Below are 14,685 nucleotides of genomic sequence, written 5' to 3' on the forward strand. Positions count from 1 at the left end.
GGATTTCTCCTAGCCTTTTGCTATAAATGTAAACTTATTTCATTTCAAAACCTTTGCTTTTCAAAAATTCTCTCATATGTGGTCTTAACTCATTTCCCATTTTTTCTGCTACCTGCTTAGACCATGAATCATCTCTTTTTCCTCTTGTTCTCTCACTATAATATTCACTGACTAATTTATCATATTCTCTTATTTTTTCTTCATCTTTTTCTATACGATATTTATCGTTTTTAAGTATAACATCCAAAGGTAATCTTGGTTTTGTTTCTGGGTCTTGATCTGGATATCCTAAACACATACCAAATACAGGATATACATTCTTAGGGATATCTAAAAGTTCACAAACCTTATAGGGATCGTTTCTTAACCCTCCTATGTACACACCACCTAATCCCATTGCTTCAGCCCCTATCATCATATTTTGAGCAACAAGGGCAGTATCAACAGTTGCCATGATCAACGACTCCGTATACCCCTCTATCATCTGCGTACTATTTATCTTACAAGCTAAATCTAATCTATTTAAGTCAGCACAAAACACAAAAAACAACGGACATTTTTCAACATAAATTTGATCGCTACTTAATTTTGCAATTTCTTTCCGGATAGCCATATCTCTTATTCTAATAATTGTATAGGCCTGCACAAACGTAGAAGTGGAAGCACATTGTGCTGCTTCAATAATCATTTTTATTTTTTCTTCTTCAACACTTCTATCTTGAAACTTTCTGATAGATCTGTGAGATTTTAAAAGTTTTATCACTTCATTCATTTAAATACCTTCCTTTCTTATTTTTTTATTAATACCCAACAATATGCAAGCTCATTCAAAGTTGGCCACGCTATTTTCCAATTTCTCTTAACTTTTCATATCTTTGATCTAACAATGTATTTGAATCTAATTTTAATAATGCTGGTAATTCTTTGATTAAATAATCTTTGATATTATTTGAAACGAATTCAATATCTTTATGTGCGCCACCCAAAGGTTCTCCAATAATTTTATCAATTACTTTCATTTCTAGCAAATCTTTAGCCGTCAATTTCATAATATCTGCTGCTTTTTCAGCTAAACCAGCATCCTTCCATAGGATACTTGAAAGCCCTTCTGGGGAAATCACAGAGTAGATTGTATGCTCCAACATGCAGACTCTATCAGCAATTCCTAAACCTAATGCGCCTCCACTTCCACCTTCTCCAATGACAAAAGAAATAATCGGTGTTTTTAATCTACTCATCTCTAGCAAGTTTGTAGCAATCGCTTCTCCTTGACCCCTTTCTTCTGCACCTAATCCGCAATATGCACCTGGTGTATCTATAAAGGTCACGACAGGTCTTTTAAATTTTTCCGCCTGCTTCATAAGTCTTAACGCTTTTCGATACCCTTCCGGATGCGCCATACCAAAATTTCTTTTGATATTTTCCTTTGTGTCCTTTCCCTTTTGATGCCCAATTACCGTTACAGCAATTCCTTCAAATGTTCCAATTCCACCAATAATAGCAGCATCGTCCATATATAGGCGGTCTCCATGCAGTTCAATAAAATCAGGCATTATCGTTTTTACATATTCTACCGTTGTTGGCCTTTCTTGTAATCTAGCAATTTTTACTTTCTGCCAAGGAGACAAGTTTGCATATACATCTCTTTTCATCTGGTCTAATTTTTTTCTTAATATGTCAATCTCACTTACTAGATTCACATTGTTTTCTTTAGAGAAGTTTTCCAATCCTATAATTTTATTTTCTAGCTCTATTAACGACTTTTCAAATTCTAGGGTATTATGCATTACTTCCACCCCCTAATGTATGGATATATAGTATTTTATAGAGCATTTTCCTTAAATCCTTTCTGTACACGATCTGATCAACGAATCCTCTTTCCTTTAGAAATTCTGCTCGCTGAAATCCTTCCGGTAGCTTTTGTCTAATAGTTTGTTCGATTACTCTAGTCCCTGCAAACCCTATTAAAGCACCAGGTTCCGCTAAAATAATGTCTCCTAGCATAGCAAAACTAGCTGTAACGCCTCCTGTTGTAGGATCTGTTAGAACAGAAATATATAATAACCCTTCATCCGATAATTTACCCAGTGCTGCAGAGGTTTTACCCATCTGCATAAGTGAGAATATTCCTTCCTGCATTCTCGCTCCACCAGATGCACAAAAAATGATTACAGGATATCTTTTTTCTATTGCTTTTTCGATTGCTCTGGTGATTTTCTCACCTACTACACATCCCATACTTCCCATCATAAAATTAGGATTCATCACACATAATATTGCTGAAGCACCATTGATTTTACCCTCTCCAGTTATAACAGCTTCACTTTCCCCTGATTTTTCTTCTGCTTTATGAATTTTTCCTTCATATTCTGGAAAATTTAGTGGGTCTATTGTTTTTAATGCTTGATCATATTCTATAAAACTACCTTCATCTACGATTAACCCTATTCGTTCTCTCGCCTCTATTCTAAAATGATACCCACATTTTTCACATGTATAAAACTGATCTTTTGCTTCTTCTTTTAAAACATATGTATTACAATTTTTACATTTTATTTTTGATGCATCATTCAAATCTTTCTCTTCCTTTATAGTACACGTGATAGGATTCATTTTTTTATCTATATTTTTGTATCCTTTTTCTTCATATAAGTTTATCGTTGCATATTTCTTCTTTTTTCGGAAGATTTCACTTAACATTTTTTCCCTCCTCTTTATTAATCATTTTCTTTTATCATTTCTGTTGCAATAAATGCTGTGTTAATTTTATTTTTCAAGAATTTCTCATTATCTAGTATTTCTCTATGAAAATCTATATTTGTATGAATTCCTGTAATAATGATTTCATCAAGGACTCTTTTCATGCGATTTATTGCTTCATTTCTATCTCTACCCCATACAATTAATTTTGCAATCATAGAATCGTATGTAGGTGGAATCTTGTAGCCACTATAGATATGACTATCTATGCGCACCCCATTTCCTCCAGGTACAAAATACTCCTCAATAGTTCCTGGTGAAGGTCTAAAATTATGATGGATATCTTCTGCATTGATTCTACATTCTATTGCGTGCCCATTTATTTTTATATCTTGTTGATTAAAATTTATTTTTTCTCCAGCGGCAATTTTAATCTGCTCTTTAATTAAATCTATATTTGTAATCCATTCAGTAACAGGATGTTCTACCTGAATTCTTGTATTCATTTCAATAAAGTAAAAGTTATTATGTTTGTCTAGTAGAAATTCGATAGTTCCTGCGCTTACATAACCTACAGCTTTTGCAGCTTTTAATGCCATCTCTCCCATCTTTTCTCTTAAAGAGGTATCCATGATGCTACATGGTGCTTCTTCAATCATTTTTTGGTTACGTCTTTGTATTGAACAATCCCGTTCCCCTAAATGAATGGTATTTCCATATTCATCTGCTAAAATTTGAAATTCTATATGTCTTGGCTCTTCAATATACTTTTCGATATACATAGCATCATCATTAAAGGCAATTGCTGCTTCTGATTTTGCCATCTGAAAGTTTTTTATAAATACTTCTTTGTCATAGACAATACGCATTCCTCTTCCTCCACCACCACTAACCGCTTTAATAATCACAGGATAACCTATTTTATCTGCAAGTTCAAAAGCTTCATTTGCATCTTTCGTATCCCCTTCTGATCCTGGGACAACAGGCACCCCTGCCGCAATCATTGTTTTTCTGGCTTCAGATTTATTTCCCATTTTTCTTATATGTTCTTCCTTAGGTCCAATTAATTTGATCTCTTGTTCCTCACAAGCTCTAGCAAACGTTGGGCTCTCAGACAAAAAACCGTACCCTGGATGGATTGCATCCGCGCTTGTTACCCATGTTGCACTAATAATATTATTCATATTTAAATAGCTTTTAGAGGAATTTCCAGGACCAATACATATGGCTTCATCTGCCATATGTACATGCAATGCATCTCTATCAATTTCTGAATAAACGGCTACTGTTTTTATGCCTAATTCTTTACATGCACGAATAATTCTAAGTGCAATTTCTCCTCTATTTGCGATGAGTATTTTTTTAAACATTATGTATACTTACCTCCTAATTTTCATTAAAGGTTGTCCATACTCTACCGGATCCTCATTATTTACCATTATTTCTATTACTTCTCCTGATTCTTCACTTTCAATGCCATTCATAATCTTCATCGCCTCTATGATACAGAGGGACTGTCCTTTCTCCACGCGAGCTCCTACCTTAACAAAAGCTTTCTCATCTGGACTTGAAGCTTCATAGTAAACACCTACAATTGGCGATTTCACAATATATATATCTTCTAAAGATACTTCTATATTTTCTTCAACAACCAAAACTTCCTTTTTCTCATTCTTAATCTCATGCTTTTGCCCATCAGCATAAATAGCTTTCGATATACTTATTTTTCCCTCTTTTCCTTCTATATCAACCCTTTGTATACTTGTTTTGTCAATTGTCAATATTAATTCTTTTATATCTTTTATGTTCATTGTTATTTCCTCCCATTATTGTTTGTCTGGTATTAGTACTTGGTATTAATATTTACTGCTATTATAGCATATATTCTATCTATTTTTCAAATTCTATAAAAAAAAGCATCCTCATTTTAAGGATGCTATAACAATGTTCTTTTTTCTCCTACTCTTTTTGTAATCTTATTTTGATCAAAATAATCTAACAATGGTAATGCGTACTTTCTTGTAGTCCCTAATAAATCCCGAAATTGCGAAAGCGTGATCGAACCATTCTCTACAACATAATTTTTCATCAATGCTATTGCTTTATGATAGTGTTCAATGTGGATAAGAAAGTCTTCATTGATCTTTACAAGACGGTTCATATCTATAAGAACATATAAAACTTGTGTACATTCTCTCTCATCCTCTGTATTTTCCATTAATTCTTTTACAGATGGCGTATTAAATCGGGTTTCAAAGTACATTTTCTCTATTTTACTTTTTATCTTCTCTTGTTCTGGTGTATATACAATATTAAAATCATAAAGGGAAATATGCTTATTTAATTGCTTGATCACTTTGTCTTGAATAAGATAGTCCATAATTTCATCATATAGTTTTGATTTTGCTTGAGGAACTATTTTATTTCTAAGTTCTTCTTTACTCATACCAGATTTTAATGGATTGTTTTTATGATACACACTTAAAGTATTGATGATTTTCTCTCTTAACCCATCTAAATAGGATTTATGAATCATAATTGTATCTAAAAGCTTTATCACCTTATTTTCTTGAATAAGCAATGCGATCAGTTTTTTTGTTTTATCTTCCCCTAACCCTGTCTGGACACCATAGAAATGTGTATTCTCAAATTTGTCACTAAATCGTTTGATTGCCTCTTCAAGAATTTGTTCTGGACTTCCTTGTTCTTTAATTTTTAATTCGTTTAATATTTCTTCTCTATACCTTTTATGCTTCACAGGATTAGGCTCTAAAACGATGCCTCCTCCAATGGTTTCCATAGGTGAATAAAATCTTATTACAATATGATCTCCTCTTTTTGCAACCGTTTCTTCTTCTAGCCTCAATTGGGCATAACAGCTTTCTCCAGGGTTTAATTCCTCACGGTCTAATAAAACAATTCTACAAAGAATTTCACTACTCCCATGGTACACCCTTAATCTACTTCTATTTTCTAGAACTCTTTGTTCATTTTTTAATAAATTTATTTTTACATCTAACATCATCGTTGATTGCATAGCATCTGGTGGTACTAATACATTTCCTCTTTGTATATCTTCTTTTTTTATGTTCGCTAAGTTTATTGCCACTCTTTGCCCTGCATATGAAGTTTTCACGTTTTTATCATGAACCTGAAGGTTTCTGACTCTGCTATCGATTCCTTGAGGATAGATCTTTACAGCATCCCCTTCATTAATGGTTCCTTCAATCTGTGTTCCTGTAACAACCGTTCCAAATCCAGAAATTGTAAATACTCGATCGATCGGCATTCTAAAGGGAAGTAACCTATCTTTTGCTTCTGTTTGCTCCGTCATTTCATCAATCAATTGAGTTAATTCCTCAATACCTTCTCCATTTGTAGCAGATACAGGCATAATAGACGCTTTTTCAAGAAAGGTTCCTTGTACCCTTTCTTTTATCTCTTCTTGTACAAGCTCTAGCCACTCTTTTTCTACTAAATCTGTCTTTGTTAACACGATAATCCCTTTTTTTACTTCCAAAATAGATAGTATGTCTAAATGCTCTTGCGTTTGAGGCATAATTCCTTCATCTGCCGCAACAACTAATAGTACGATATCTATTCCGCCAACCCCAGCAAGCATATTTTTAATAAATTTTTCATGTCCTGGTACATCAATAATCCCCGCTGTCTTGCCACTTGGCAAATCGAAATGAGCAAATCCTAGTTCTATTGTAATACCTCTTTTTTTCTCTTCTTTTAATCGATCTGCATCTACTCCGGTTAAAGCTTTAATCAATGTGGTTTTCCCATGATCAATGTGCCCTGCTGTACCAATAATAATATGCTTCAAATCATTCACCTCATTATTTCTTTAGTAGTTTATCTATTCCAGCTACGATTATTTCAAATTCATTTTCTTTTATGGTACGCACATCCATCAAAATTCGTTCTTCGCTGATTCTTGCTATAATAGGGGGATTGTAATCTCTTAACATTTGTTCGAATTTGTTTATAGATAAATTTTCTGGCTTTATGCTTATTAACATTGTTGGGATCTTTTCTAAAGGCATTGATCCGCCTCCAACTTGAGAGAATCCTTTGATTTTTTCAATTGTGCAATGTTTTATATTCTCCTTCAATAGCGCATACAAAGCGTTCGCCTTTTTTTCGATTTCTTCTAAACTTATGGTTAGCATACGCAAGGTAGGAATCTTTTCTAAAGCGCTTTCTTCATCTAAATATAATCTTAACGTTGCCTCTAAGGCTGCCAACGTCAATTTATCAACTCTGAATGCCCGTGTATATGGATTTTTTTTCATCTTCTCTATATACTCTTTTTTCCCAATAATAATGCCAGCTTGAGGGCCTCCCAATAATTTATCTCCGCTAAAAGTTACAATATCTGCTTTCATTGCAACACTTTCTTGCACGGTAGGTTCTTTATAAAGTCCAAATTTAGAAAAATCTATAAACGTACCACTTCCAATATCCTCAATTACTGGGATATTATGTTCTCTCCCTATTTCTACCAAATCTTTCAACGAAACTTCTTGGGTAAATCCAAGTATTTTGTAGTTACTCGTATGCACTTTCAATAAGGCAGCTGTATCTTCAGTTATGGCACGCTCATAATCCGAAATATGTGTCTTATTCGTTGTGCCTACTTCAACAAGCTTTGCACCACTTTGCTGCATTACATCCGGTACACGAAAAGATCCCCCTATTTCTACAAGCTGTCCCCTTGAAACAATGACTTCTCTATTTTTAGCTAGCGTATCAAGAACAAGCAAAACAGCAGCTGCATTGTTATTCACAACTAAGGCAGATTCTGCACCTGTTAGTTTGGTTATGATTTCTTCAACATGGGCATATCTAGAGCCTCGTTTCCCAGAATCTACATCAAATTCTAATGTAGAATAGCTATTTGCCACATTCCATATTTCTTCCTTTATGGACTCACTAAGTAGTGCACGTCCTAAATTTGTATGTAGTACAACCCCTGTAGTATTGATTACTTTGCTCAAATTCATTCTATTTTTTTGCTTGATAATTCTTATAATTTTTTCTATTAATGCCTCATAATCTATTTTAAAACTTTTCACCTGTTGGTTATCTAATTGTACAATTTTTATTCGAATCTCCTCAATACTTTCCCGAATAGCTTCTACAATCATAATTCTAGGCACTTTCTCTAATAAATCCTTAATTTTTTCATCATTCAATAGATCATCTACCTTTGGAATTAAAACAAACAAATCTTTTTTTGTAGACATACACATCACTCCAATTTTAAATATTTCCGATAATCCTTATGATTAGCTATAATCAACTAAAATTATACCATAATTTCAGTCAAAGGATTACATATAAATTTTAAAATTCATTTTGCTTAATTTGTGAATTGTTATTAATTTCCACTTTTTTATATTTCAGAAAATTACTTGCTTAAATTTTCAGAATATTCTATAATGAAAATGAGTTAACTAGTTTTTTCTATTTTTGAAAATTTTAGGTTTTTATTAAGGAGGTGTAATCAAGAATAATTAACGTACTTGTTTGAATCTATCACTTACTTAAAAGGAGGTTTTTTATGGAATCTTTTTCAAATTTAATTGCTGCAATAGGTAGTTTCGCTTGGGGACCAATTATGATTGTTTTCTTAGTTGGTACAGGACTTGTTCTTACTTTAGGTACAAGAGTTGTGCAGTTTAGAAAGCTTAGCTATGCTTTTAAGTTACTTTTCTCAAAAGAACATGCTGGTGAAGGTGATATCACTCCTTTTCAAGCACTTATGACTTCTCTCGCTGCAACAATTGGTACAGGTAACATCGCGGGTGTTGCGACTGCTATTGCTGTGGGTGGCCCTGGTGCAATTTTTTGGATGTGGGTTACAGCTGCTGTCGGTGGCGCAACAAAATTTGGCGAAGCCTTACTTGCTATAAAATATAGAATTACAAATGAAAAAGGTGAAAAATCTGGTGGGCCTATGTACTATGCAAGCATGGGTATGGAAGATAAATATGGTGGTAATTGGAAATGGTTAGGATGGGCTTTTGCCTTCTTTGGATTTATTGCTTCTTTTGGTATAGGAAACATGGTACAATCCAATTCAGTTGCTGCATCACTAAGTACTTCAATGGGTCTTTCTCCTAAAATATCCGGAATTATTATTATGGTTGCTACAGGATTAGTTATTGTTGGTGGAATTAAGAGTATCGCTAATGTTACAGATAAAATCGTTCCTGCTATGGCTGTTATTTATGTAATTGGTTCTTTAATCGTATTATTTAGCAATGCATCTATGATTCCTACAGCTTTTGGTATGATCTTCTCAAATGCCTTTAATGCAACAGCTGTTGGCGGAGGATTTATTGGAACAGTAGTTCGTATGGGTGTTGCCCGTGGTGTATTTTCAAATGAAGCTGGTCTTGGTAGTGCACCAATTGCCCATGCAGCTTCTAAAAATAATGATCCTGTAAGACAAGGTATTATCGGTTCTCTTGGTTCATTCTTAGATACATTAATAGTATGTACAATGACAGCTTTAGTTATATTGGTATCGGGTCTTGTTACGATCGGCAGTGACGGACTTATGACTGTTAAAGATGGTTTAACGGGTGCAGCTTTAACGACAACTGCATTTAGTGAGGCACTTCCGGGTTTTGGTGCATATATTGTTTCATTTGGATTAATTTTCTTCGCTTTCTCAACCATAATCGGATGGTATTACTATGGTTCTAAGTGTTTAGAATTTATTGCTGGCGTAAAAGCTGTTGAAATTTATAAATGGGTTTGGATTGCATTATGTTTTGTAGGTGCTACAACATCCCTAGATATCGTTTGGAACTTATCGGATGCTTTTAATGGTCTTATGGCAATACCAAACTTAATTGCATTACTAGCGCTTAGTCCGATCATCTTTAAGATGACTAAAGATTATGAAAATAAATTAAATGGAAAATCATAAAAAATAAAGCATCCCAAAAGGATGCTTTATTTTACTTTTATAAAAGTATCTTCTTTTTCAACTACTTCTCCAACGATAGAGAACTCTGTAAGTAAGTTTTTATTATAAAATTCTGTCAGATCTTTCACGCGATCTTTGTTTACAGATATCAATAAGCCTCCGGATGTTTGAGGATCAAATAAAATATCTCGCATATGGGTGGGAACCCCTTCATCAAAAACAACATTTCCTTTTAAATAGTCTTCATTGCTATATGCACCCGCAGGAACAAGTCCCATATTTGCATGCGCTATTGTTCCTTCAAGAACCGGTATATCCTTTGCATTTATTTTCAGTGTAACATTGCTGGCTTTTGCCATTTCATAGGCATGTCCTAAAAATCCAAAACCAGTAATATCTGTACAAGAATTTACACCTACTTTTTTCATTCCTTTTGCACCTATATCGTTTAAACTCGCCATTACATGCATAACTTTTTTTATTGTATCCTCTGAAAGCATTCCTGCTTTTATGGCTGTATTTAAAATTCCTGTACCTAAAGGTTTTGTCAATACCAATTTATCTCCTGGTTTTGATAAATCATTGCTCATTACTTCATCGGGAGATACAAGTCCAGTAACAGATAAACCATATTTAGGTTCATTATCATCCACACTATGTCCTCCTACTAACAATGCACCAGCTTCTCTCACTTTGTCTGCACCACCCTTTAATATTTCTGTAAGAATGTCCATAGACACGCAAGTAGGGAAACACACTATATTCATAGCCAAAATAGGCTCTCCTCCCATGGCATACACATCACTTAAAGAATTGGCTGCTGCAATTTGTCCAAACATATACGGATCATCTACTACTGGTGTAAAAAAATCTAATGTTTGTATAATAGCAGTATCATCATTTAGTTTATATACTGCCGCATCATCAGACGTTTCTAAACCCACCAATAAATTTTCATGTTGTACTTTTGGCAAATGACACAAAACTTGTGCCAAGGTCTCTGGACCTATTTTTGCTGCTCATCCAGATGCCCGACTCATTTCTGTTAATCTTTTATTTACACCCACACTTATCACCTTGTATAATATAGTTGTATTATTCAAGTAGCAAACAAGAATCTCTTCTACTGAACATTAATAACCATATCCCTTTCTTTGTTTAAATTTTTTATCGAGTTTTCTATGATTAGCTGGTTAGGTTTCCTAATAGGAATTACCTGTGTGACAAACAAGGTTATAGTCTCATTGATTAAGCGGATCTCTTATCAATCTACATCATTCTTTAAAAGGCGCTATTCATATGTCTGATTTATTTTATCTATTGACTATTACTAGCTGTTCTCTTTAGATTTTCGAAGTAATGTGAAAAGTATTTGATAAAATTGCTTTCCTCTATGCATAAAACTTTTTAAGTCTCTACCCGTTTCTCTATGGGTCATACTTACATCTACTTCTTTTATTCTAAATCCTCTATTTAAGATATCAATCGTCATGCCAACTTCAACGCCATAGTCCGTTGGAAAACTTCCTAATTTTTCAAGCACTTGTATTTTAAACGCCCTTTGTCCCGAAAGAGAAGTATATATGGTATGTCCTGTAAAAAACTTCACCCCATATTTTGCCAAGTTTTTGACCAATCCAAAACCTCCTTTTCTCTTTGCAGAAGGAAATCTTGCAATGGTAACATCTGCTTCATCTTCTAGTATTGGTATGATCAATTTATCAACTTCGGATGCGGTGTCTCCCAAATCTGCATCTAAAAAAACGACAATACGACTATTTTTTTCTACTTTTTTTATACCATAATTTAGTGCAAATCCTTTTCCTTGGTTTTGATCTAACCGATAAGCTTCAACATTCATATTTTTTGCAACAATCAAGGTATCGTCTTCGGATCCATCATCTAGTACTACAATTCTATCTATATGCTTTGATCTTTTGATCGCATCAATTGTCTTTTTAATTCGATCTGCTTCATTATAAGCTGGCACTAAAGCAGTAATACATTTAGACACACAATCATCTCCTAGTCTACTGTTTTAAATCCTTCTGGCATTAAGCTCTCTGCAGTTTCTTTTTCACCAAAATGCCCTTCTTGCCCACTTACTACCATTAGCATCGATATTTTTCCAATCATCGTATCCACATTATCTACTGTTGATATTCTTAATTTTTTGTAGTCTAGAATATTTGAGTAAGGAACCTCTAATTTTTCAACAGCCATCACTGGAATATTGTTGTTTTTGAAAAAATTAATAATTGGCACCTCTACATTATTTAGTACAATTTTTTGTTCGTCTATACTTCCCCCTGCAACAATAATATAATCAGCAGCTCCAGTCAAATCATCCCCATAATCAATCATTTTTTTATCCTTCAAATTTTTTATGATTTCCATGCCATTCTCAGAAACTAAAGAACTAGTGAATTTTTTTATTAATTGTGTTTGTAACTCTTCTTTTGAATTTCCTGTTAATCCAAAATCACTCGCTAATGTTACAAGATCATTCTCATCATCTAATATGAATAGTTCTTTTGTAATAATATTACTTACACTATTAACACCTGCTTTTTTAAAAGCATCTGTTATACCTGAATACTCATAATGTTCACTAGTTTCTAAGATGACAACATTTAAATCTTTTAGTTTTTCTTTTACTAATTCTGGATACATGGTATTTACAAATTTTTCATTCTTTTCTTTTTCCAAATTCAGTGTATCAATTTTTTCTTGTAGCGTATCTTGCTTTATTTTAAATTCATCAAATTTACTTTCTAACTGGGAAACAACTTCTCTTTGCTGTTCTACAATTAAATCTTGTCCATCTAACATAATTCCAATAAATATGCCTATCCCTATTGCCAAAAATATTGCAACAATCGTTATTAAATAATACTTTAAATTTATTACCAAATGTGATACCTCCCTAAAAATTCCATTGGAAAAACAAATTTTAATTTTATCACAAATAATTTTAGTAATTGTTGTACCGTTGGAGATAATGCCCCTACAATAAAAATAGGGATCATCGCCCCAACAGCCAATCCAACGAAATGTTTGAATTTTACGCTTTCTCCATACAATTTATTAACACCTTTTGCATCAATGAGTTTTGCACCGACCTTTAATCTTACGAGAAAAGTACTTGCCATTCCTTTTCTTCCCTTTTCAAGAAAATCAACCATACTTGAGTGGGTGCCTACAGCTACTATTAATTCTGTTTTATTCTCAAAAGCCAGTAACATTGCAATATCTTCACTTGTTCCAGGAGCTGGAAACACTACACTTTTGAGCCCTAATTCTTCAATTCTTTCAAGTCCTGGTGCTTTGCCGTTCGTATAGGCATGTACAACAATTTCTTTGCAAGCCTTTAAGCATTCATCAGAAACGCTGTCCATATCCCCCACAATTATATCTGGAATATATCCACACTCCATAAGGGCATCTCCACCACCATCAACTCCAATTAGTATTGGATTAAATTCCTCAATATAGGATTTTATTGCATGTAAATCTTCTTTGTAATTTTTTCCTCTTACAACCACTAAAGTATGTCTTTCCTTAAATTTTGTTTCAACTTCTGGTATTTTTAAATTTCCAAGAATCATATCTTTTTCTTTTTTTGCATACTCTAATGTATTCTCAATAAATTTATCTAATTCAAACTGAAAATTTTCACTTGTTTCTTCTAGTTTCTTTTTTATTAATTCATTGGTTAATATTGTTCCAGCTCCAATATTTTGTTCACGAATATATATTTCGTTCCCTTTAATCTCTAAGATATCCGCTTCATTAATCCTATTAAAAATAGCTTCTCCTACATGATCCAATATAGGAATTCCTGCTTTTTCTAAAATCTCAGGTCCAAGGTTTGGATACCGCCCACTGATGGACTGCGCCGCATTAATAACCATCACTGGTTTGCGCATGACTAAAGAATTAGCAGCAACTTCATCTAAATCTTCATGATTAATCACTGCAATTTCTCCTGAATTTAGTCTATTCACAAGTTCTTTCGTTCTTTTATCTACTCTTGCAATTGCTTTGGTTAACATATTTTTCCTCCAATTGCTTTTTCATTAGTATTTCTAAATTTTTATAAATAATACCATTCACCAAAAGATATTATACCATAATTAGGGTGTAGAATATATACATTTTGTGACTTTTTATGATACTAAATAAAATACTATCTGCATATGGAGGATCCGTTTTCCACTACAGATAGTATGATTCTTTTATTTTGGAATAAATAGTGTTGCTTTTTGTGTTCCCTCTAATAATGCCAACAACATATTTTCTTTTTTACCATTTACTAAAATCATAGGTATTCCATAATTATTCACTCTTCTAGCAGCTTCAATTTTTGTTTCAATTCCTCCTGTACCAAAATCATTCCCTGCACCTATTTCAATATTTTTTAATAAAGCATCAATATCATCAACTTCTTCTAAGAGGCGCGCATCTTTATGTTCTTTTGGATTTTTACTAAACACACCATCAATATCACTACACATAACCAGTAAATCAGCATCCCAAAGATTTGCTGTAAGTGCTGCTAATGTATCATTATCTCCAATTTTTATTTCTTCTACACATACTGTATCATTTTCATTAATAATAGGAATAACCCCTTCATCTATTAAGGTAAATAATGTATTTCTAATATTTAAAGTTCTATTTGCATCGAATAAATCTTCTCTTGTTAATAGCATTTGCCCAATATGCATCCCATATTTAGAAAAAGCTTTTCGATATGAATCCATGAGTTCTACTTGCCCAATAGCGCATAAAGCTTGCTTATAGTGAATATCTCCTTTCCTCATCCATTTACTAATGGTTGCTACACCTGCTATTCTTGCACCAGAAGATACAATCACAATCTGTTTTCCTTGCTCTTTTAAATAATTTACTTGTTCACTAAGTTTTTGCAAAAATTCTTTATTAATGGTTCCATCTTCATTTGCTAATGTATTACTCCCTATCTTAACAACAATTTTTCTACTTGTTTTCATAATGGTAGTCAACATAATATC

13 protein-coding genes are annotated in these 14,685 nt (G+C 33.2%); 1 reads left to right on the forward strand and 12 read right to left on the reverse strand.

Features of this window, described 5'->3' with window-relative positions:
- Positions 1–34: 34 nt before the first annotated feature.
- From nfsA to selA, 7 genes are all read right to left on the reverse strand, one after another.
- A complete protein-coding gene (gene nfsA / locus EV214_RS00465) occupies positions 35–772 on the reverse strand; it encodes an oxygen-insensitive NADPH nitroreductase (RefSeq protein WP_132241589.1) in 738 nt (245 codons plus the stop codon).
- A gap of 70 nt (positions 773–842) precedes the next feature.
- Positions 843–1,787, reverse strand: a complete 945-nt coding sequence (locus EV214_RS00470; protein WP_132241591.1) for an acetyl-CoA carboxylase carboxyltransferase subunit alpha — start codon at positions 1,785–1,787, stop codon at positions 843–845.
- The gene (accD, locus tag EV214_RS00475) at positions 1,780–2,700 is read right to left on the reverse strand and encodes an acetyl-CoA carboxylase, carboxyltransferase subunit beta (protein ID WP_132241593.1); all 921 of its coding nucleotides are present in this window, start codon (positions 2,698–2,700) and stop codon (positions 1,780–1,782) included. Before accD ends, EV214_RS00470 begins: the two co-directional genes overlap by 8 nt.
- A 17-nt stretch (positions 2,701–2,717) precedes the next feature.
- Positions 2,718–4,070 (reverse strand): acetyl-CoA carboxylase biotin carboxylase subunit, encoded by a 1,353-nt coding sequence (locus tag EV214_RS00480; protein ID WP_132241595.1) that lies wholly within the window; start codon positions 4,068–4,070, stop codon positions 2,718–2,720.
- 9 nt (positions 4,071–4,079) lie between these two features.
- Positions 4,080–4,511, reverse strand: coding sequence for an acetyl-CoA carboxylase biotin carboxyl carrier protein (gene accB / locus EV214_RS00485; RefSeq protein WP_132241597.1), 432 nt, complete (start codon positions 4,509–4,511; stop codon positions 4,080–4,082).
- A gap of 125 nt (positions 4,512–4,636) precedes the next feature.
- Positions 4,637–6,532: a selenocysteine-specific translation elongation factor gene (gene selB, locus EV214_RS00490; RefSeq protein WP_132241599.1), complete on the reverse strand. Its 1,896-nt coding sequence runs from the start codon at positions 6,530–6,532 to the stop codon at positions 4,637–4,639.
- Between the two features lie 13 nt (positions 6,533–6,545).
- The gene (gene selA / locus EV214_RS00495; RefSeq protein ID WP_132241601.1) at positions 6,546–7,961 is read right to left on the reverse strand and encodes an L-seryl-tRNA(Sec) selenium transferase; all 1,416 of its coding nucleotides are present in this window, start codon (positions 7,959–7,961) and stop codon (positions 6,546–6,548) included.
- A 311-nt stretch (positions 7,962–8,272) separates the two neighbouring features.
- Here selA and EV214_RS00500 point away from each other — a divergent pair, with 311 nt between their 5' ends.
- On the forward strand, positions 8,273–9,649 hold the full coding sequence (locus EV214_RS00500) for an alanine/glycine:cation symporter family protein (protein WP_132241603.1): 1,377 nt from the start codon (positions 8,273–8,275) through the stop codon (positions 9,647–9,649).
- Between the two features lie 26 nt (positions 9,650–9,675).
- On the opposite strand, the gene selD is transcribed toward EV214_RS00500, so the two are convergent.
- From selD to proB, 5 genes are all read right to left on the reverse strand, one after another.
- Complete coding sequence (gene selD, locus EV214_RS00505) at positions 9,676–10,689, reverse strand: selenide, water dikinase SelD (RefSeq protein WP_132242021.1); 1,014 nt, start codon at positions 10,687–10,689, stop codon at positions 9,676–9,678.
- Between the two features lie 290 nt (positions 10,690–10,979).
- Complete coding sequence (locus tag EV214_RS00510) at positions 10,980–11,663, reverse strand: glycosyltransferase family 2 protein (RefSeq protein ID WP_132241605.1); 684 nt, start codon at positions 11,661–11,663, stop codon at positions 10,980–10,982.
- Positions 11,664–11,674: 11 nt separating this feature from the next.
- Positions 11,675–12,562 (reverse strand): copper transporter, encoded by an 888-nt coding sequence (locus tag EV214_RS00515; RefSeq protein ID WP_165916151.1) that lies wholly within the window; start codon positions 12,560–12,562, stop codon positions 11,675–11,677.
- The gene (gene steA / locus EV214_RS00520; RefSeq protein WP_132241609.1) at positions 12,556–13,704 is read right to left on the reverse strand and encodes a putative cytokinetic ring protein SteA; all 1,149 of its coding nucleotides are present in this window, start codon (positions 13,702–13,704) and stop codon (positions 12,556–12,558) included. The genes EV214_RS00515 and steA overlap by 7 nt, the downstream gene beginning before the upstream one ends.
- 183 nt (positions 13,705–13,887) lie before the next feature.
- Positions 13,888–14,679, reverse strand: a complete 792-nt coding sequence (gene proB, locus EV214_RS00525) for a glutamate 5-kinase (RefSeq protein ID WP_132241611.1) — start codon at positions 14,677–14,679, stop codon at positions 13,888–13,890.
- Between the last annotated feature and the right edge of the window lie 6 nt (positions 14,680–14,685).

The organism is Marinisporobacter balticus (assembly GCF_004345705.1).
Taxonomy (GTDB): Bacteria; Bacillota; Clostridia; order Peptostreptococcales; family Thermotaleaceae; genus Marinisporobacter; species Marinisporobacter balticus.

What these genes read in the sequence shown, in the direction of transcription:
- nfsA (WP_132241589.1), bottom strand. Translation starts at nt 772, where the DNA reads ATGAATGAAGTGATAAAACTTTTAAAATCTCACAGATCTATCAGAAAG.
- EV214_RS00470 (WP_132241591.1), bottom strand. Translation starts at nt 1,787, where the DNA reads ATGCATAATACCCTAGAATTTGAAAAGTCGTTAATAGAGCTAGAAAAT.
- accD (WP_132241593.1), bottom strand. Translation starts at nt 2,700, where the DNA reads ATGTTAAGTGAAATCTTCCGAAAAAAGAAGAAATATGCAACGATAAAC.
- EV214_RS00480 (WP_132241595.1), bottom strand. Translation starts at nt 4,070, where the DNA reads ATGTTTAAAAAAATACTCATCGCAAATAGAGGAGAAATTGCACTTAGA.
- accB (WP_132241597.1), bottom strand. Translation starts at nt 4,511, where the DNA reads ATGAACATAAAAGATATAAAAGAATTAATATTGACAATTGACAAAACA.
- selA (WP_132241601.1), bottom strand. Translation starts at nt 7,961, where the DNA reads ATGTGTATGTCTACAAAAAAAGATTTGTTTGTTTTAATTCCAAAGGTA.
- EV214_RS00500 (WP_132241603.1), top strand. Translation starts at nt 8,273, where the DNA reads ATGGAATCTTTTTCAAATTTAATTGCTGCAATAGGTAGTTTCGCTTGG.
- steA (WP_132241609.1), bottom strand. Translation starts at nt 13,704, where the DNA reads ATGTTAACCAAAGCAATTGCAAGAGTAGATAAAAGAACGAAAGAACTT.
- proB (WP_132241611.1), bottom strand. Translation starts at nt 14,679, where the DNA reads ATGTTGACTACCATTATGAAAACAAGTAGAAAAATTGTTGTTAAGATA.